At 67.0% G+C, this 17883-nt stretch carries 16 protein-coding genes; 7 read left to right on the plus strand and 9 right to left on the minus strand.

The window, feature by feature from the left end; genetic code table 11:
* Positions 1 to 12: 12 nt before the first annotated feature.
* The 4 genes from ACGF7Y_RS22470 to ACGF7Y_RS22485 all read right to left on the minus strand — a co-directional run bounded on the left by ACGF7Y_RS22470 (position 13) and on the right by ACGF7Y_RS22485 (position 4235).
* Complete coding sequence (locus tag ACGF7Y_RS22470) at positions 13 to 1263, minus strand: lipase family alpha/beta hydrolase (protein ID WP_393236537.1); 1251 nt, start codon at positions 1261 to 1263, stop codon at positions 13 to 15.
* 44 nt (positions 1264 to 1307) lie between these two features.
* Positions 1308 to 2306, minus strand: a complete 999-nt coding sequence (locus ACGF7Y_RS22475) for an SMP-30/gluconolactonase/LRE family protein (protein WP_393236538.1) — start codon at positions 2304 to 2306, stop codon at positions 1308 to 1310.
* A gap of 326 nt (positions 2307 to 2632) precedes the next feature.
* Complete coding sequence (locus ACGF7Y_RS22480; RefSeq protein ID WP_062970672.1) at positions 2633 to 3349, minus strand: metal-dependent hydrolase; 717 nt, start codon at positions 3347 to 3349, stop codon at positions 2633 to 2635.
* A gap of 361 nt (positions 3350 to 3710) precedes the next feature.
* Positions 3711 to 4235, minus strand: coding sequence for an AAA family ATPase (locus ACGF7Y_RS22485; protein WP_393236539.1), 525 nt, complete (start codon positions 4233 to 4235; stop codon positions 3711 to 3713).
* A gap of 386 nt (positions 4236 to 4621) precedes the next feature.
* Here ACGF7Y_RS22485 and ACGF7Y_RS22490 point away from each other — a divergent pair, with 386 nt between their 5' ends.
* Positions 4622 to 5656 carry a hypothetical protein gene (locus ACGF7Y_RS22490; protein ID WP_393236540.1) on the plus strand — a complete coding sequence of 345 codons (1035 nt, stop codon included), beginning with the start codon at positions 4622 to 4624 and terminating at the stop codon, positions 5654 to 5656.
* Between the two features lie 132 nt (positions 5657 to 5788).
* On the opposite strand, the gene ACGF7Y_RS22495 is transcribed toward ACGF7Y_RS22490, so the two are convergent.
* Positions 5789 to 6718, minus strand: coding sequence for a hypothetical protein (locus tag ACGF7Y_RS22495; RefSeq protein ID WP_393236541.1), 930 nt, complete (start codon positions 6716 to 6718; stop codon positions 5789 to 5791).
* 1018 nt (positions 6719 to 7736) lie between these two features.
* Between ACGF7Y_RS22495 and ACGF7Y_RS22500 the strand changes: the two genes are divergently transcribed.
* Both ACGF7Y_RS22500 and ACGF7Y_RS22505 read left to right on the plus strand, forming a co-directional pair.
* Entirely contained in the window at positions 7737 to 8321 is a 585-nt protein-coding gene (locus tag ACGF7Y_RS22500; RefSeq protein WP_393236661.1) for a YitT family protein, read from the plus strand.
* A 386-nt stretch (positions 8322 to 8707) separates the two neighbouring features.
* A complete protein-coding gene (locus tag ACGF7Y_RS22505) occupies positions 8708 to 10921 on the plus strand; it encodes a molybdopterin oxidoreductase family protein (RefSeq protein ID WP_393236542.1) in 2214 nt (737 codons plus the stop codon).
* Positions 10922 to 10995: 74 nt separating this feature from the next.
* Here the strand turns inward: ACGF7Y_RS22505 and ACGF7Y_RS22510 are convergent, their stop codons facing one another.
* The gene (locus ACGF7Y_RS22510; RefSeq protein WP_393236543.1) at positions 10996 to 11589 is read right to left on the minus strand and encodes a TetR/AcrR family transcriptional regulator; all 594 of its coding nucleotides are present in this window, start codon (positions 11587 to 11589) and stop codon (positions 10996 to 10998) included.
* Positions 11590 to 11683: 94 nt separating this feature from the next.
* Between ACGF7Y_RS22510 and ACGF7Y_RS22515 the strand changes: the two genes are divergently transcribed.
* Both ACGF7Y_RS22515 and ACGF7Y_RS22520 read left to right on the plus strand, forming a co-directional pair.
* Entirely contained in the window at positions 11684 to 12115 is a 432-nt protein-coding gene (locus ACGF7Y_RS22515) for a 4-oxalocrotonate tautomerase family protein (protein WP_393236544.1), read from the plus strand.
* 148 nt (positions 12116 to 12263) lie between these two features.
* On the plus strand, positions 12264 to 12410 hold the full coding sequence (locus ACGF7Y_RS22520; protein ID WP_393236545.1) for a hypothetical protein: 147 nt from the start codon (positions 12264 to 12266) through the stop codon (positions 12408 to 12410).
* Positions 12411 to 12470: 60 nt separating this feature from the next.
* On the opposite strand, the gene ACGF7Y_RS22525 is transcribed toward ACGF7Y_RS22520, so the two are convergent.
* The gene (locus ACGF7Y_RS22525; protein WP_393236546.1) at positions 12471 to 13442 is read right to left on the minus strand and encodes an enoyl-CoA hydratase/isomerase family protein; all 972 of its coding nucleotides are present in this window, start codon (positions 13440 to 13442) and stop codon (positions 12471 to 12473) included.
* Positions 13443 to 13593: 151 nt separating this feature from the next.
* Positions 13594 to 14496, minus strand: a complete 903-nt coding sequence (locus ACGF7Y_RS22530) for an alpha/beta fold hydrolase (protein ID WP_393236547.1) — start codon at positions 14494 to 14496, stop codon at positions 13594 to 13596.
* Positions 14497 to 14623: 127 nt separating this feature from the next.
* On the opposite strand from ACGF7Y_RS22530, the gene ACGF7Y_RS22535 reads away from it, so the two are divergent.
* Positions 14624 to 16480: a Na+/H+ antiporter gene (locus ACGF7Y_RS22535; protein ID WP_393236548.1), complete on the plus strand. Its 1857-nt coding sequence runs from the start codon at positions 14624 to 14626 to the stop codon at positions 16478 to 16480.
* Between the two features lie 10 nt (positions 16481 to 16490).
* On the opposite strand, the gene ACGF7Y_RS22540 is transcribed toward ACGF7Y_RS22535, so the two are convergent.
* On the minus strand, positions 16491 to 17039 hold the full coding sequence (locus tag ACGF7Y_RS22540) for a TetR/AcrR family transcriptional regulator (RefSeq protein WP_040867073.1): 549 nt from the start codon (positions 17037 to 17039) through the stop codon (positions 16491 to 16493).
* A 211-nt stretch (positions 17040 to 17250) separates the two neighbouring features.
* On the opposite strand from ACGF7Y_RS22540, the gene ACGF7Y_RS22545 reads away from it, so the two are divergent.
* A complete protein-coding gene (locus tag ACGF7Y_RS22545) occupies positions 17251 to 17856 on the plus strand; it encodes a TetR family transcriptional regulator (protein ID WP_393236549.1) in 606 nt (201 codons plus the stop codon).
* The last annotated feature ends 27 nt before the right edge of the window (positions 17857 to 17883 follow it).

Raw genomic sequence — 17883 nt, forward strand, 5'->3', positions numbered from 1 at the left:
CCCGGGGATCGCTCAACAGGAGACTTCGCCGGGAACCGCCACTGCCTGCGAGGCCAACCAGGTGCGCAGCGCGCGGTAGACCGCATCATGATTGAGCAACGTGAAGTGATGCGCCGACGCGAGATGCATACCCTTGTCCACGTCGAAACCGATACGGCGCGTCCGGTTACGGCCGCCGCCGCTCGGTGCGAGAACCAGCCCGTCACCGATCACGCGGCCCAGCGGATGCCGCGGGCTGCGCGTGACGGTAGCCGTGACGAAATAGTGCTCCGCACTCATCAGCAGCGGCACCTCGCGGATCACCCGGCGACGCAACGCGTCGGCATCCAGATCCCGCCAATCCTCGTCCACCAACGAGCCATCCCGAAGATCACGAATGCCGGCGCTGCGACGACGCAGCAGACGCCCGAACGGACGAGTCTCCGGCAACCGCACCAGCGCCGCCGACGCGTGGTGCACCAACTGCTCCAGCGGAGCACCCAGATGGGGTGAACCCAGACACACCACCTGCCGCACCAGCCGCACCCACGGCAACCCGGCTTCGCTCGCCACGAAACACGCGCCCCGCGCGACCAGCCCGCCCATCGAATGACCCACCAGCGAAACCCGCTCCACCGGCACCGGCCACCGCTCGATCAGGCATCGCATCAGTTCGCTGAACTGTGCCGCATTCTCCGAGATGTGCAGACCGCTGTTGTACCGGACCTGTAGCGCCGTGCAGCCCGTATCGGACTCCAGTCGCTCGGCATAGGTCGGCCCGCCACCCAGCCGCCACGCGTGCTCGGTCTCCACCAACCCGTGCAGGAAAACCACGATATGCGCACCCGGCCGCCGCACACGCGCACCGACCAACTCGGCGGGCACGGGAGCGCCGTCGATCCGGAAGGTCATCGGCCCGGCCAGAATCGGTCGCTCCCGCTCGAGCTCGTCACCGATGAGTCCCTGCACCGCGGCGAGCAAACCCGACCCGAACACCGTGCGTGACGGCGCGGCCCCCGGCAGATCCGCGGTCCGTTCCGCGACCATGCCCGCCGCCACTGCCGATCCGCTGACCACACGATAGACACTCTCGGCGATCGCATCGTGCATCAGCTCGACCGGAGCCGCCGCCGGGCCGACGCCCCAGCGCACGGCCGCGAACACTCGCTGCGCTATCGCGCGGTGCACGGCCGCGATCCCGTCGACCGCTCCACCGAGTTCGTCACCAGCCAGCCGGGCCAGCGCCCTGACCTCCGCTTGCCGTCGGCGCGCCTCTTCCGTCATGGCATGAGTGTACAAGTGTACACTGAAAAATGGGCGGAGGAGTCCTACGGCACTCGCGACACGGCTACCGCCGGCTCACTGAGGCTGCCCAGATACAGCACGCCGTCCTGCTCGACCACACCCGTCACCATCGAATAGTCGGTGCCCTCCATCTGGAGGTCGTGCACGACTTCACCCTCGAAATCGACCGCCATCACCCACACCGTCCGCGCCGGCTTCGGCTGCACCCACTCCGGCAGCGTCCACACGATGCGCCGCAGAATGCCCGGAAGTGGAAGGAGGCGGTCCAGCAACGGATTTCGCGGCGAAGGGAGGGTGATCCAGATCAGGCCGTCGCTGCCGAGCCCCAGGTTGTCGGGGAAGCCCGGCAGATTCTCGATCAACCGTTCCTGCGTGCCCGCCTTCGGACCGGTGAGCCAATAGCGCGTGAGCCGGTAGCCGCCGGTCTCCGCGACGACGACACTGGAACGATCGGGCGCGAGGACGACTCCGTTGGCGAACTGCAGATCGTGAATGAGCGTTTCCACCTTGCCCGCGGGATCTCGGCGGAACAAGCGGCCGGTACCGGAATGCTCCAGGATGTCGCCCATGTACTCGTCGAGTGAGTACCGGCGCGAGGACGCGGAGAAGTAGATCGTGCCGTCGGGATCGCGCACGACATTGCTGGCGAATCGGAGTCGCTCGCCATCGATCTCGTCCACCAGTACGGTCAGCGCGCCCGAAGTGTCCAGCTCCAGCAGTCCACGCTCGAAATCGCAGATCAGCAGACGTCCATCGGCGTCGGCATGCAGACCGAGCGGGCGGCCGCCGGTGTTGGCGAGCTCCCGTACGTCTCCGGTCGCCGGATCGATGCTGAGAATCGCACCGCCCGCTACGCCCGCGATGATCCTGCCGTCGGGGGAGAGCACCACATCCTCCGGTCCGGCGTCGGGCAATTCGAGACGCCGTACTCCCGGAAGGGGAGGGGTACTGCGGCTTTGACGTGCCCGAGCAGGGGAGGGCGGCGGCGTCCACCGCTGCGGCTGCATGGTCGAGGCGAGCATTGCATCAGGGTAGTCCCGTGAGTGCGGAGTTCCGGAAAAACGATGCCGGGCAGGCGAGCCCGCTTCGGCGGAGGTGGGCATCGGGGTCGGCCGGATATTAACATCTACTTACGTAGATATGCGCATCTAACAATGTATTCCTATAGACCCGCCGAACTCCAGAACATCCCAAAGAGCAACAAGGAGGGGAGGGGGCCGGCGAAACGAATTCGGCGGCGGGCTACGCGAAGCGGGCAGGTTCGCCCGGGATCGCGCTGCTGCCGGCGTGTGTCGCGACTACCTCGCCGGAGCCGGGAAAGGCAACGCCTGGCAGCAGCGCCGAGGTATCAGGGCTGGTGCGTGATGGTGTACCAGAGGATGGCCAGTGTGCCGAGCGTGAACAATGGTGCCACGATGAAGGTTTCGACCTTGTTCCCGGTGCGATCGATGATGGGAAGGCTGACGCGGAGGTCGAAGGGCCAGAACAGGCGGCAGCCACGCTCGGTGAGGCAGTCGCCGATCAGATGGGCCAGCGCGCCCAGCCCCACCGCGAACGGCAACCAGACCGGCTTGTCGGCGATCCAATGCTCCATCGCGAAGGTGCCCGCGGAGGCGAGCGCCACGATCGGACCCCACGCCTTGAAGTTGTTGCCGGACGGGCACAGATGTAGTGCGCGCACGGCCAGGGCCAGAAGGAAGAAGACCAGGCTCAGGGTGAACCAGCGTCCGAGCCAGTGCTCGCCGGCCCACGTGCCGTAGGCGACGGCCGCGACGAATGCCAAGGAGTGGGTGGCACCGCGATGGCCGCCCGAGACCCAGGAGATCAGCTTGCACGCAGTGTGCGTGATCGGACCGAGGGCGTGCGAGATCGTGCCCTGGGGGTGGTCGGCATCGGGCAGCAACGCGGCCCCGGCGGTGAGAAAGACCCCCAGCAGCAGATCGACGGTACCGAGATGTCCCGTCGCATCCTGGAGAGCCGGAAACGTCAAGATCGTTACCGGCAGCGTCGCCACTGCCGCCGACCAGGCCAACGCGCCACTGGTCGCATGTGAATGTCCAAGCACCGTTCGAACGTTAGTTCAGCTTGCTATGGGTTCGCGAATGCCGTTGTCGCGCGGGGGAGCAGCCTGGTGCGGGGACTTTCCTCGGCTGTGATGAAGTAGGGGAGTGCTGGTGCGGTGCGACGCCCGTGAAGCTCTGGCGCGAAGATGTGGCAAGGTGCCGCCGAAGCTGACCAGTCGCTGACTGTTTCATCGAAGTCTCGCATCCCAGCCGAGCAAAGAAAGATGGCGGTACGCTCCTATGCATATCTATACATATGTAATACCCAATCAGCACCTAGCCCGAAGGATCCAGACCATCCAAAAGAGGCATAGAGCCGGGGGCACCCCCGGTAGTCCGGGGCAATCCGGATAGCAGATCTCGCTAGAGGACGTCGCCGATGGCGACTGTCGCCGCGGCCATCACCCGGCGTGCGAGTTCCGGACAGTCGATCGGAGCGGTGGTGTCGACGGTGACGACCGGAGCGAGCGCGAGGGGTTCGGCCAATCGCGCCCATCGATCCCAATCCAGCGCCAGATGCGCGTCGTCCTGGTAGAGATCGGCGCGCGCGCGGCCGCGGAATCGCGCACGGGCAACCTCGGATGGCACCGCGCACCAGACCTCCACCGCGCGTGTTGCGCCGGAAGTCGCGAGCCCGGTGGCGGCATAGCGCGCGTCGCGCGGCTTGAACCACCAGGAGTCGACCAGGACGACGCCGGGGAGTGCGGCGGCGAGCGCCCACCCTGCTTCCATCGCGATCGCGCCGATGTTCGGCAGCACAGTGGTGTCGTCGAGCCCGGAGCCCAGCGCCTCCTTGATCAGGTCTTTGGAAATCAAGTGCGCGCCGAGTTCCCGTGCCAGGGGCGCGGCCAATGTCGACTTCCCGGAGCCGGGGAGGCCGTTGACCATGATGAGTAGTTCGCAGATGTGACACAACCTCCTGAGCGGCCCGTGAATGCCGGGGTCGGCGAATGGCGTACAGCGGTGACCGCCGGAGGTTCGACCGTCGTGTCGTGATTCTTGTTGCCCGACAGCATGTTCGGCAAGACCCCTGAACGATTCGGTTCGGCCCGGGGGACAGGGGAGTCGCCCTGCCGGTGTTCCGCCAGTGAACCGATCGCTGGTTGTTTCCCAGAACTGGGGATCTGGGCCATCAGTGCGCGCCTACGCTGCATCGCGTAGTGCGACCTGATCGATTGCCCGCTCTGGCTCCGAGTTTCGGGTATTGATGTGGCAAATGTCTGGTTTCGAGCAGGTCGGCTCGATCAACGGTAGGCCATGTGTAGGAGGTTGCGGTGGGTGAGGGGCGCGGAGTTCATCTGTGCGGCAGTGTCCCGTTGACGGACGCGCGGACGGTCTTCTCTGAAGCGGCGCGGCGGATCGGGCCGCACTTGAAACGCATCCCGGACGGTGAAACCGGGATCCGGGACAACTGGGTGGTGTGGCAGCTGCCGAAGATGCAGGCGCATCCCGACCTGGAAACCGTTCCGCCGCCGAGCCCGGAGTACGGGCCGAGCGAACGGGTGCAGCCCAAGCCCGGCGTGGACGCGGCGTCGATCGACTTCGGTCCACTGGGCTACGCGGAGGCGGCCCTGGAATCCTGGCAGGTGTTCCGGCAGCTGCGCGAGGACGGGACGATCCCGGCGGGCATCCGGTTCCAGGTGAGCTTGCCGACCCCTATCGCGGTGATCGGGGCATTCGTCGCGGGACCGCAGGGGGAGTTGGAACGGAGATACGAGGCGCGTCTGCTCGACGAACTCGCCGCCATCGTCGCCGCGATCCCGGCCGAAGACCTCGCGGTGCAATGGGATGCCGCGGTCGAGTTCGCCATCTTCGAGGGGATCTTCCCTTCGTGGTTCGGGTCGGACTACCCGACGCAGCTCGACGAAGTTGGGCAGCGGCTCGTGCGGCTGGGTGCCGCGGTGCCCGAAACGGTCGAACTCGGCTACCACCTCTGCTACGGCGATTTCGGTCACCGTCATTTCGCGGAGCCCACCGACACCGGCCGGCTGGCGGCGGTCGCCGCCCGGATCCTGGCCGGGCTGGACCGGCCGGTCAACTGGCTCCACCTGCCGGTCCCACGCTCACGTACCGACGCCGACTATTTCAAGCCACTCGCCGACCTCGTCCTTGCACCCGAAACCGACCTGTACCTGGGCCTGGTGCATGCCACCGACGGCCGTGCGGGGGCACTGGAGCGTATCGAAGCCGCCCGTTCCGCGGTCACCGCGTTCGGCATCGCCACCGAGTGCGGTATGGGACGCCGGCCCGCGGATCAGATTCCGGCCCTGTTCGATCTGCACGCGGAACTGGCGGAGATCTTGGCCTGAGTTCGAACCTCCTGCGCCGGACCATGTTCGGGGTTGGGCCCGGCGCGGGAGGCCGATAAGCGCGGGACCGCGGCCGGGGCCGCCGAGGCGTGACCGGTCGTCCGTACTGTCGGTCGCGAACCGCGAGCGGGGTCAGTACCAGCGGCCGGTATAGACGCCGTCGGGACTGTGCTGCACAGTGGCATTGTTGCCGCAGAAGTACTTGTTGTCGCCGGTGAAGCAGGTCGCAAAAGACTTGGCGGAGTCGCCGGTGGCGACGAGAGTCCATGCCCCGGCGATGGTATCGACAGGGCGGTGGGTCCAACCGCTGGAGACCTTGGCCCCGGTGGTGAGGTCGATGACGGGGCTGTCATCGGCATTGAGCAGGTAGAGATAGTTTCCGGCGATGAAGACCTTCGTGAAGCCGAGCCCGATCGCGTCGGCATCGGTCTTCTCCAGGATGAACATGCGTCGCCGGAGATCGTAGACCTTCAGATAGCTGTTCTTACCGCCGGCGTCACCCCAGCCGTAGCTGAGCAGCAGGTCTCCATATCTTTGGAAGGAATCCTCGCGCGGCGCGATAGGGCCGACGAGTTGCCCGTGCACCGCATCGAAGTAGTGCAGCGAGTAGTCGAGATCCTTGTAGTGCTCGACGAAGAATCCGCTGTCGGCGGTGAGCAGTTCGGTGCCTACCGCCAGGTTACTCGCCAACGCGAAGTCGTCGAGGCGACCGATCTCGGCGCCGTCCCGCGTGCTGTGGAAGACGATCAGCCGACCACTCGAGACGCCGACCTCGCGAGCGAAACTTATTCCGTTGTATTGATCGTTGTAGGTCTGGCCGTCCTCGACCCGCCATGCCACGGTCAGGGAATCGAGATCGAATCCGACGATGCGCGACTCGATCCGAACGATGAACCCGTATTCGGTGGGAGCGATTCGGGAGAACTTGTCCAATTCCAGGTCCGCCGGCCACGCCGCGTGGACGATCGGCGCCTGGTCGGAAGGGCCGAACGACTCGAGGCGATTGGTGACCTTTTCGGCCTGTAGTCCTGAGGCCGGGGTGCGGACCTCGAGGAGATACACAACCCGTAGCTTCTGCGGGGTGCCGACTACAAGGCAACGTTGGCTGACAAGCTGATCGGGTGCTGCGATAGTGGGTTGCGGGAGTGGAAGATAGCTTCCGGTCGCGGGGTCGAGGATTTCCCCGCCTCGAGTGAACTCCGCACCGCGATCCGAGGAGCAACCGGAGTGAATCGTTGCTGGACTGCGCCGAACCTGATCGCCGGTCGGGAATCGAATCGTGGCGGGCGCTGCCGGGGGCTGTGTAGTACCAGGCGTAGCCGGCACCGCCGTGGATGACTTCGCCGGTGTGACCGAATCCTCGCCGGCACCGGCGGAGCATGCGGTAGCGCCGAATACCGTCACGGCCAGCACAGCTAGAAATCTCGACGTGCGATTCATTCCGTCCCACTTCGTGGTCGCTGTCGGCACGGATCGGCCGAGGTCGAGGCCTGAACCTAACAAGACTCAACGGCGGGGGGCTATCGGTCGTTCGCACTACAAGGACGATCGTCCGGCACCAAGCGAGGGATGGGCGCGTGTGTAGGTGTAAGCGCAGGGGAAAGAGGCCGGGGCGCGGATTAGTTGACATAATGTTGATTATCGGCGCAAATTCGGCGCAAGTCGTGGGAAGTGGCTTATCGCGGTATGTCGTTGCCGCTGTGTGTGGTTCACCGCCCTCGCGGTGCCGTCGAGTCGACTGTGGGCTCTCGGGTGTGTGGTGTTCGCTGCCGGGCTGTCGAACCCTTTTGGCGCATTTGTCCGCTTAGTGGAAATTTTCCGGCGATTCTTGGCTTGGTTGGTTAATCTTGGGTTTTCCCTAGAGTGGGCTCCCCTGATCTATATCCCGGCTGCGTATAAACGTCACAGTGACGAATTTCGAGCCGCTCCGGGGCGGAGGTTGCCTTCGGTGGCTGTTGTTTTAAGGTCCAGTGGTCGGTGATTGGCTCTGGTTGTGGTGTCCAGTTGCGGGCAGGCTGAGTCGGTGCTGGTTCGTCGGTTGATCGCGTTGTATGTCGGATTGTGGTTGTACGGGTTCTCGATGGCCGTCATGGTCCGGGCGGGGCTCGGACTGGATCCGTGGGATGTGTTCCATCAAGGCGTGGCGCGGCAGGTGCCGATCAGTTTCGGTGCCGTCACGGCGGTTACCGGCATGGCGGTGCTGCTGGCCTGGATTCCGCTGCGGCAGATGCCCGGTCTGGGCACGGTGAGCAATGTCGTGGTGATCGCCGTGGCGGTTGATGCCGGGCTCGCGTGGCTGCCGTCGTGGGATCTGCTCGCGGTGCGGGTCGGCGCCATGGGGGCCGCCGTTGTGCTCAACGCGGTGGCGAGTGTGTTGTACATCGGCGCGGGTATGGGTCCGGGACCACGCGATGGACTGATGACTGGCCTGGTGCGGCGAACCGGGCGATCGGTGTGGGTGGTGCGCACGGCGATCGAGGTGACCGTGCTGACGACAGGGTTCGTTCTCGGCGGCAGCGTCGGCATCGGAACGCTGGTGTACGCCTTCGGGATCGGCCCGCTGATTCACCTGATGATTCCCGTGGTGAACCGATTCCTGCCGGGATTCGCGGCGGCGAAGCCGGCGCCTGCCGCCCGTGAAGCCGCCGGGGTACCGACGGCGTAGCTCGTCTCCCCTGCCGATCCCCGCTTGGGCTCAGCCCTAAGTGTCACAGTGACGCTTAGGGCTGAGTGAGGACCCCGGCCATGTCTCTCGGTAGCCGCGTCGTTCGGTGTCCTGGAGCTGAGTCGCGGCGGCGCGAATCGTCTCGGATGCTTGCCCTGATCGCTCAGCTCGGAGCCGAGAGGTCGTCGGCCGACCGGGCGGCGTGATCATGAGGCCGTAGATCTCCGAAATAATTTGTGCGGCGATAGAAGTAGGGTGTGCGCCCGGAAGTGTCAGCGCAGCCCCGGATTGCGCGCCGAGGGGGCGGAGCGGTCGCGGTGCGTGCCCGTGTCAATCTTACGTACAGCCCTGTACGGAATGTGGTGTCCCCGGTTAGCCTGTGGAACATGAGTGCTACCACCATTGCCCGGCAGTGCACGTTGTGTGAGGCGCACTGCGGAATTCTCGTCACGGTCTCCGATGACCAGGTGACGCGGATCGAGGGTAATCCCGAGGACGTGCTGTCGAAGGGGTACATCTGCCCGAAGGCGACGGCGATGGGCGGGTTGCATCACGACCCGGATCGGTTGCGTACGCCGGTGCGGCGGGTGGGTTCGTCGTTCGAGCCGATCGGCTGGGACGAGGCGTTCCGCGAGATCGGGCAGCGGTTGCGGCGGGTACGTCGCGAGCACGGGAACAGTGCGGTCGGCATGTATCTCGGTAATCCGGCGGCCCATAGCTCGTCGGTGTTGTACGCGGTGCTGCTGCGGACGTTGCTGATGACGCGGAACTTCTTCTCGGCCTCGTCGATCGATCAGTTCCCGCAGGAGTTCGTCGCGTGGCGGATGTTCGGCTCGAATGTGTTGATGCCGGTGACCGACATCGATCGCACCGATCGGCTGGTGATTCTGGGCGCGAATCCGGCCGTGTCGAACGGGTCGGTGACCACGATGCCGAATGCGAAGCAGCGGATTCGGGATGTGCGGCGGCGTGGCGGGAAGGTCGTGGTGATCGACCCGCGGCGGACCGAGACGGCGCGGCTGGCCGATCAGCACGTCGCGGTGGCGCCGGGCGGGGATGTGTATCTGCTGCTGGCGATGTTGCATGTGCTGGTCGCCGAGGCTCTCTGCGACGAGAAGGCGATTCGGGCGTCGAGCACCGGCTGGGAGCGGTTGTGCGCGCTGGTGGCCGAGGCGTCTCCGGAGCGGATGGCGGTGTACGCGGGGGTGGACGCGGAGACGATTCGCGGGTTGGCCCGGGAGCACGCGGCGGCCTCCTCGGCGGTGCTGTACGCGCGAATCGGGGTGTGTCAGCAGGTGACCGGTACGTTGACGCATTGGTTGGTGAACACGATCAACGCGGTGACGGGCAATCTTGATCGGGCGGGCGGTCAGATGTTCGCGACGCCGCCGATCGATGCGCCGCGGTATGCGAAGTATCTGCCGGTGGGGTACGGGGCGTGGACGGATAGTTCCGGGACCTACAAGTCGTTTCGTTCGGAGTTGCCGGTGGCGGCGCTGGCGGAGGAGATGCTGACCGACGGGCCGGGCCGGATCCGCGCGATGATCACGTATGCGGGCAATCCGGTGTTGTCGACGCCGCAGCGCGGCCGGCTGGGGGCGGCGCTGGACTCGCTGGATTTCTATGTGGCCGTGGACATGTACATCACGGAGACGACGCGGCACGCGGACATCATCCTGCCGCCGATCTCGCCGTTGGAGCGGGAGGACGTCAACATCCTGTTCCCGGTGTTCAGTGTGCGCAACAACTTGCGTTTCGACGCGCGGGTGTTCGAGCCGCCTGCCGATGGGCTGGAGGATTGGCAGATCATGGCGCGGCTGGTCACCGAGGTGGTGCCGCTGCCTGCGCGTCGGTTCACCGCGCGGGTGCTGAACGGGTTGTTCGATCGGGTGAGTCCGGTGCGGATCGCTGCGCTCGGGGTTGCGGCGGGTCCGTACGGGGTGTTGCGGCGGGGCCGGAAGGGGTTGACCGTGGGTAAGGCGCGTGCGGCGGTGGGCGGGATCGATTTGGGGCCGTTGCGGCCGAGGTTGCGGTCGTTGCTCGGGACGAAGGATCGGAAGGTGCAGGTGGCGCCGGAGGATTTCGTGGCGGCCGCGCGTGAGGTCCTGGCGGACGCGCAGCGCGGGAATGCGGTGACCGCGCCGGTGGACGGCTATGACTTGAAGTTGATCGGGCGGCGTCATCTGCGCAGCAACAATTCGTGGTTGCACAATGTGCCTTCGATGGTGAAGGGGCGGGATCGCTGCACGGCGCTGATGCATCCGGAGGACGCCGCGGCGCGGGGGTTGCGGGACGGTGAGCCGGTGACGGTGCGTTCGCGGACCGGGTCGATCGTGGTGCCGGTGGAGGTGAGCGATGATATCCGGGTCGGGACGGTGGCGATTCCGCATGGGTGGGGTCATCAGGAGCCGGGTGTCGGGTGGACGGTGGCGGCGTCGTTGCCGGGGGCGAATGTGAACCTGCTGCACGATCCGGCGTTGACGGACACGTTTTCGGGGACGGCGGCGGTGAACAACACCTGGGTGGCGGTGACGCGGGCGTCGGTCGATTCCGGGGAGCAGGTCGGCGTGAGTGAGCGTGAGCCCGCGCCGACTGCTTGACGGGGTGCGGATCGTGCCACTTTGCACCGGCTGTGGTTGATGGAGTCACCGAACGCCGGTGGATCGCGGAGCGATCAGTTCTCCTCGGGCGTTCGCGCGATCGTGTTCTGGACGATCAGTTCGAGCTTTCGGCTGATGCGGTCCAGCGCTCGCGTGCTGCGCTCGGCACGGCACACCGCCACGCTTCCCTCGACGGCGGTGATGATCAGCGTGGCGGTGAGTTCGGCATCGGCGGGGTCGGCGCCGTGTTCGCGCAGCGACGATGTCAGTAGGTCGGTCCATCGGCCGAAGGCGGCGGCAGCTGCTTCGTGTGGCGCCCCTTCGGTTTCGGGGAGGTCTTCGATCGAGACCGCCAGCACCGGACATCCGGCTCGGAAGTCGGAGTCCACCACTATCTTTCGCCACATCCGTAGGAAGACGCGTAATCCCTGGACGGGTCCGTTCTCGAGCTCGCGAGCGAGCAGCGTCGCGGTGAGTTCGCCGGCGAAGGTGACCGCTTCGGTGGCGAGTTGGGTCTTGCCGCCCGGGAAGTAGTGGTAGGTCGATCCCAGCGGTGCGTGGGCGTGTTTGGCCAATTCGCGCACGCTGGTGGCGTTGAGGCCGCGTCGCCGGATCATATCGGCGGCTCCGGCCACGAGCTTTTGGCGTGAGTCCGGAGATTCCGGCATCCCTACATCCTTGTCTATGACAGCTGTCATATAGTAGCGTCCCCGGATTATAACGACCGTTATAGACGGCGGACCGACGCGAGGGAGAACGCCGATGCCGATGATCCACTTGACCCTGCCCACCGGAGTCCTGACCGCTCAAGCGCGCGGCGAGCTGATGAAGTCGCTGCCGAAAACCCTGCTGAAATGGGAGGGCGCGCCCGATACCGCGTTTTTCCGTGCGCAAGCGTGGTGCCGAGTCGAGGAGGTGGCCGACGGGTGCTTCGCCGCACTGGAGGACGACCTGCCGCGGTTCCGCGTGGATGTGACCGTTCCCGAAGGCGGGCTTTCGCAACGGCGCAAGGCCGGGCTCGTCGAGGAGGTCACCGAGCGGATACTCGCGGCCGCCGGTCTCACCACGGGTGACGCGCTGCGGGTGTGGGTGTTGATCCGCGAACAGCCGGAGGGCACGTGGGGCGCTGCCGGGAACATCGTGAAATTCCAGGAGCTGGCCGCACTGGCGCAGGGGCAGCGCGAGAATGCGTGAGCTGCAACTCGTTCGCACGGGGCACCTGCAATGGCGGGACCGGCCCACACCCGTGTTGACCGATGCGCGCGATGCGATCGTGCGTCCCTTCGTGGCGGGTCGATGCGATGGTGACATCCTGCCGATCCCTCGGCGTGTGTCTCGCGCGATGCAGCTCGGTGTACAGGACTTCCCCGCCGAACAGGTCACTACCCTGACCGCGGACTGGGAGGACGCACCCGAGGCCTACAAGGCCCGCACCACCAAGCTGGTCCTGCACCGCGAGCCACTGCACGCCGTCGCCGCCGACCGATAAGGAGGAGGCTGTCGCCGTAGCGGTCCGGGTGCCGCGCGTGGGCGGCGGCGGCGCTGCTGGTCACTTGCTCACCTGGTCGACGCGGGTGCCGTCCAACCATGGTTGCGGGTCGGCGAGGAAGGGGGTGTCGGCGAGACGGTCGAGGTCTTCGAAGAAGGCTTTGGTGGTGCGGGCGGCCGCGGCGGTGGTGCCGACGGAGATGAATCCGGCTTGTTCGGCGTCCAGGCCGCGGGAGAGGGATTTGTCGGAGCCGAAGTAGACGGCGCGTTTGAGTTCGGCGATGGCGATCGGGTTGCGGGCGGCCAGTCGTGCCGCGGTGGCGTGGGTTTCGGCGAGCAGGTCTTCGGCGGGGAGTAGACGGTGAACCAGTCCCAGGCGCAGCGCTTCCCGGGCGGTGAAGGGTGTGCCCTCGAGGGTGATCTCGATGGCTTTGGCGGCGCCGAGCAGGCGGGTGAGGCGTTGGGTGGCGCCACCGCCGGGGATGAGGTTGGCGAGTGTCTCGATCTGGCCGAGGCGCACGTGCTCGGCGTCGGCGGCGTAGCGCAGGTCGCAGGCCAGCGCGATCTCGTGGCCGCCGCCGAGTGCGGGTCCGTTGATGGCGGCGAGGTAGGCGACGCGGGAGCGGTTCATCCGCAAGGTGGTGCGCTTCCAGCGGTGGCCCCAGACCAGACCCGCGCCGAGGCCGCCGCCGTGGCGTTCGATCAGGTCGGTCGCGCCGGGGACGCGGAGCGCGGCCGCGGCGGCGCGCAGGAACGGTGCCGCGGCGCGGGCGGGGACGAAGGGATGTGGCCGGTCGATCATGCCGCCGAGGGCGGCGGGGTCGGCGTGGGTGAGGAAGCGGCCGGGTAGTCCCCCGGTGAGCACGACCGCGCCGATGGTGTCGTCGGTGTCTACCGTGGCGGTGAGGGTGTCGAGGTCGCGGACGACCGCGGGGGTGACGAAGTTGAGCGGGGGTGCGACGACGCGTGCGGTGAGTACTCGCCCGGTGCGGTCGAGTTCGATGGTGTCCAGGTGGAGGTCGGCGGCGGGCATCGGCGGCTCCTTCGGTGCTCGGCGGGGATCGCGAGAGGGTTTGCACGCGAACCTGTTTCGGTTGGGGCGGCCCCATCCTCGACGGTCGTCTACACGATAGTGTTCCGGACCGGCCTGGCAGCCGGTCCGGAACACGGTTCGCCGGCGGGGGTCAGGCGGTGGGCTTGTGTACTCGGTCGGTGTGGAATTCCAGCAGGGCCGTGAGAGTCTGTTCCGGTGCTTCCAGTTGTGGGTAGTGGCCGATTCGGGGCAGTTCCACCACGTCGGGGTCGGTGATGAGTTCGCGGTAGCGGTGCGCCATGTGGCCGCCGGAGACGGGGTCGGTGACGCCGTCGACGAGCCGGATCGGGACTTGGGCCTGCTGTAGTGCGCCCACCCAGCGCTGGCGCTGTTTGCGGCGTTCGGCCATGTAGCGGATGAGTTTGTGGCCGTTGCGTTTTCCGTGTTTGCTGCACCACAGCAGCCAGAATTGGTGCAGTTCGACGTCGGTGGGTTTGGTGTCGGGTCCGAACACGGTGGCCAGGCTGCGGTGGAAGGTGCGTTCGGTGCCCAGGACGCCGACGAGCGGGCCGAGGGGGCCTGCCAGCAGTCGCTGCACCGGACGGGCGCGGTGGGCCTCGGGGAACAGGCCGCCGTTGAGCAGGAACACCGATTCGATCACCAGCGATTCGTCGCCTGCCGCGCGGCGTTCGGCGTCGCGTGCCAGGAGTTCTTGCGCGACGGTGTCGCCGTAGTCGTGGGCGAGGATGTGGAATCGGCTGATGCCTTGTTCGCGGAGCAGGTTCTCGTGCAGGTCGGCTTGGTCGGTGATGCGGTAGTCGTAGTGGCGAGGTTTGGCCGACCAGCCGAAACCGATCATGTCGGGGGCGATGACGCGGGCGAAACGTTCGCACAGACCGGGCCAGATGCGGTGCCAGTCCCAGGACGCGGTGGGAAATCCGTGGATGCATACCAGCGTCCCGTCGGCGCCTGAGCCTCCGTCGCGCCAGAAGATCTGGTGGCCGCGATGAGTGTGGCGTCGTCCGTTCGCCCGCCAGGACGCGAACTCCTCCATGTCTACCTCCTTGTCGTCGACAAGCATGGCGCGTGGGTGCGCCCGGGCACAGTAGTTCGGCCGACCGCGCACGTGTCATCTACCGCGCGGGCGGTTTGCCGATCGTGCGCTCTGCGAGAATTCCACCGTGCATGTCGCGATCGGCTTGGTTGTTCTCGTCGCGTCGGCGGCCGCGTTGGCGGCGCTGGCGCGCCGGTTCGGGGTCTCCGAACCGTTGGTACTGACGGTGGGCGGTGTGGCGGCGTCGTATCTGCCGTTCGTGCCGGAGATCCACCTGGAGCCGGAGATCATTCTGCTCGGTTTCCTGCCTCCTTTGCTGTATACCGCCGCGATCCGCACGTCGCTGGTGGATTTCCGGGCGAATGTGCGCACGATCGCGTTGTTGTCGGTGGGGTTGGTGTTGTTCACGACCTTCGCCGTGGCGGTGGTGGTGTGGTGGCTGTTGCCGGTGCCGTTCGCGGTGGCGGTCGCGTTGGGCGCGGTGGTGGCTCCGCCGGACGCGGTGGCGGCGACGGCGGTGGCGCGCCGGATCGGGATGCCGCGGCGGATCGTGACGATCCTGGAGGACGAGTCGTTGTTCAACGACGCGACCGCGCTGGTGGCGTTGCGGACCGCGCTGGCGGCGACGGCGGGCACGGTGTCGGTGTGGGAGGCGGGGGCGGATTTCCTGCTGGCGGCCGGTGGCGGCGCGGCGGTGGGGGTGGTCGTGGCGTATCTGCTGGCGATGCTGCGGCGGCGCATCACCGATCCGGTGATGGATACGACGCTGTCGTTCCTGGCGCCGTTCGCGGCGTATCTGCCTGCGGAGAGCATCCATGCCTCCGGGGTGATCGCGGTGGTGGTGTGCGGCATGATCCTCGGGCACAACGCGCCGGCTTGGCAGAGTGCCGCGTCGCGGATCGCCGAGCGCATCAATTGGCGGACGATCCAGTTCATTCTGGAGAGTGCGGTGTTCGTGTTGATCGGGTTGCAGGTGCGCGGGATCGTGGAGGGTGCTTGGCACAGCGATCTGGATCACGCCACGTTGGTGCTGTCGGCGCTGGCGGTGGTGGCGGTGACGATGCTGGCGCGGCCGATCTGGGTGTTCGGTTCCTCGCTGGTGTCGCACAGTCTCGGCAACGGTGCGGCGGTGCCGGCCGGTGAACTGGTCGTGGTGTCGTGGGCGGGGATGCGCGGTGTGGTGACGCTGGCGGCGGTGTTGCTGCTGTCGGAGGACACGCCGCTGTTGGCCGTGCTGAAGCTGCTGGCGCTGGTGGTGGTGGCGGGGACGTTGCTGGTGCAGGGGACGTCGTTGCCGTGGCTGGTGCGGTGGCTGCGGTTGCGTGCGCCCAGTCGCGCCGAGGACGCGTTGCAGAAGGCGAATGTGTTGCAGCAGGCGACGGCGGCCGGTTTGGCCGCGCTCGAAGAGCAGATCACCGCGGATACGCCGCCCGGGGTGGTGCAGACGTTGCGTGATCGCGTGTCGTGGAAGGCGAATGCGGCGTGGGAGCGGCTGGGGCGGGCGGAATCGGAACTGGTGACGCCCACCGCGGAGTATCGGCGGTTGCGGTTGGCGATGCTGCGTGCCGAACGCGAATCGGTGTTGCGGGTGCGGGATTCGGGCACGGTCGACTACCAGATCCTGCAGCATGTGCTGGCGCAGTTGGATCTGGAGGAGTCGATCATCGATCGCTTCGATGAGGCCGAGGAGGAGCGCGCGGAACCGTTGGCCGCGCCGGTGGGTGAGGAGGTGTGCGCGCATCTGCGGGACGCGCCGCTGGTGCGTGCGCACGCCGGGCCCGACGAATGCGCCGAGTGCGTCGCGGAGGGGCTGGCGTGGGTGCATTTGCGGATGTGCCTGTCGTGTGGGCACGTGGCCTGCTGCGACTCCTCGCCGGGCAATCACGCGACCAAGCATCACGGGGCCAGTGGTCATCCGGTGATGCGCAGTGTGGAGCCGGGCGAGGCGTGGCGTTGGTGTTATGTCGATGAACTGCTGGGCTAGCCGGGTTGGGTCAGCGCTGGGCGTGGCTGTAGATCAGGCGCGCGTATTCGGCCAGCAGTTGGTCCAGCGACAGGTTCTCCCCGCCCGCGGCGATCTGCTGGTAGCCGACGAGCATCGCCATGCCCAGTGAGGTGACCACGGCGGCGGTGTCGTCGTCGCGGACGATGCCTTTGACCGCTTTGTGCACGGTGCGCCTGCGGGATTCGTCGACGCGTTTGAGGGCGAGGTTGACCGATTCGTCGTTGGCCGCCCAGGCGCGGATGGCGGCTTCGGCGGCATGGTGCAGTCCGGCGGCGAGGTCGGACATCGCGCGGATGTCGTCGTCGGGGTTGCCCTTGTTGAACGGCATGGTGCCCAGGATGCGCACTTGGCGGTTCTCCCAGTGCTCGAGCAGGGCGTCGACGAATCCCTGCCAGCTGCCGAAGTGGTGGTAGAACGACCCGCTGGTGACGCCGAGTTGCCGGCACAGCACGCCGATGTTGAGACCCTTGAAGCCGAGTTCGGCGAGCACTTCCAACCCGGTGTCGAAGTACTGCTCCTTGGTGACCACTCGTGACATGCGTGCGCCGTTCTCTTCGTTCGGTCAGGGGGAGGGACCGAACAGTACCGCATCGTAGCGTCGGCCGGACCGAGCCCGGGAAGTACCGCGGCGTATCCCGAGAAGACTCTTCGGTACCTGTTACCTGCTGAAATATCTAGCGCCCGAACGTGATGCGCTCCCGGCCGCCACGCGCTCGATAACAGAGCATCTGCTCTGTTATCGTGTCGGCATGCCCCGCCCCCGGACCCACGACCCCGACACCGTGCTCGACGCCGCGGAATCACTGGCCGTCGGCTCCGGCCCCGCCGCGGTCACCACCCGCGCGGTCGCCGCCGCCACCGGCATCTCCAACGGCGCGATCTACCACACCTTCGGATCCCGCGCGGAGCTGCTCGGCCGCACCTGGTTGCGCGCCGCGCGCCGCTTCCTGGACCTGCAAACCGCCCTGGTCACCGCGGCGCTGGATCGGCACGACGATGACGTCGAGGCCGTGGTCGCGGCCGCCGAGGCGCCCGCCGTCTTCGCCGAGCGCCACCCGGACTCCTCGCGGCTGCTGCTCGCGGTGCGGCGCGAGGAGCTGCTGGGCGAGGTGCCCGACAGCGTGGCCGCCGACCTGGCGGCCACCGACGCGGTACTGGTCGAGCTGCTGGTGCGGCTGTCACACCGGCTGTGGCAGCGCGGCGATCGCCACGCCGTCGACGTCATGACGTTGTGCCTGGTCGATCTGCCCACCGCCGTGCTGTTGCGCCGTGACCGGCTGGCGGATCCGCGCGCGCGTGAGTATCTGCGCGGCGCCGTGCGCGCCGTACTCGCCGTCGGCCCGCCGCCGGTGTGATCCCCCACCACCGACCCTCGAATGAAA

Source organism: Nocardia sp. NPDC047654 (assembly GCF_043205035.1).
In the GTDB taxonomy this organism is placed as follows: Bacteria; Actinomycetota; Actinomycetes; order Mycobacteriales; family Mycobacteriaceae; genus Nocardia.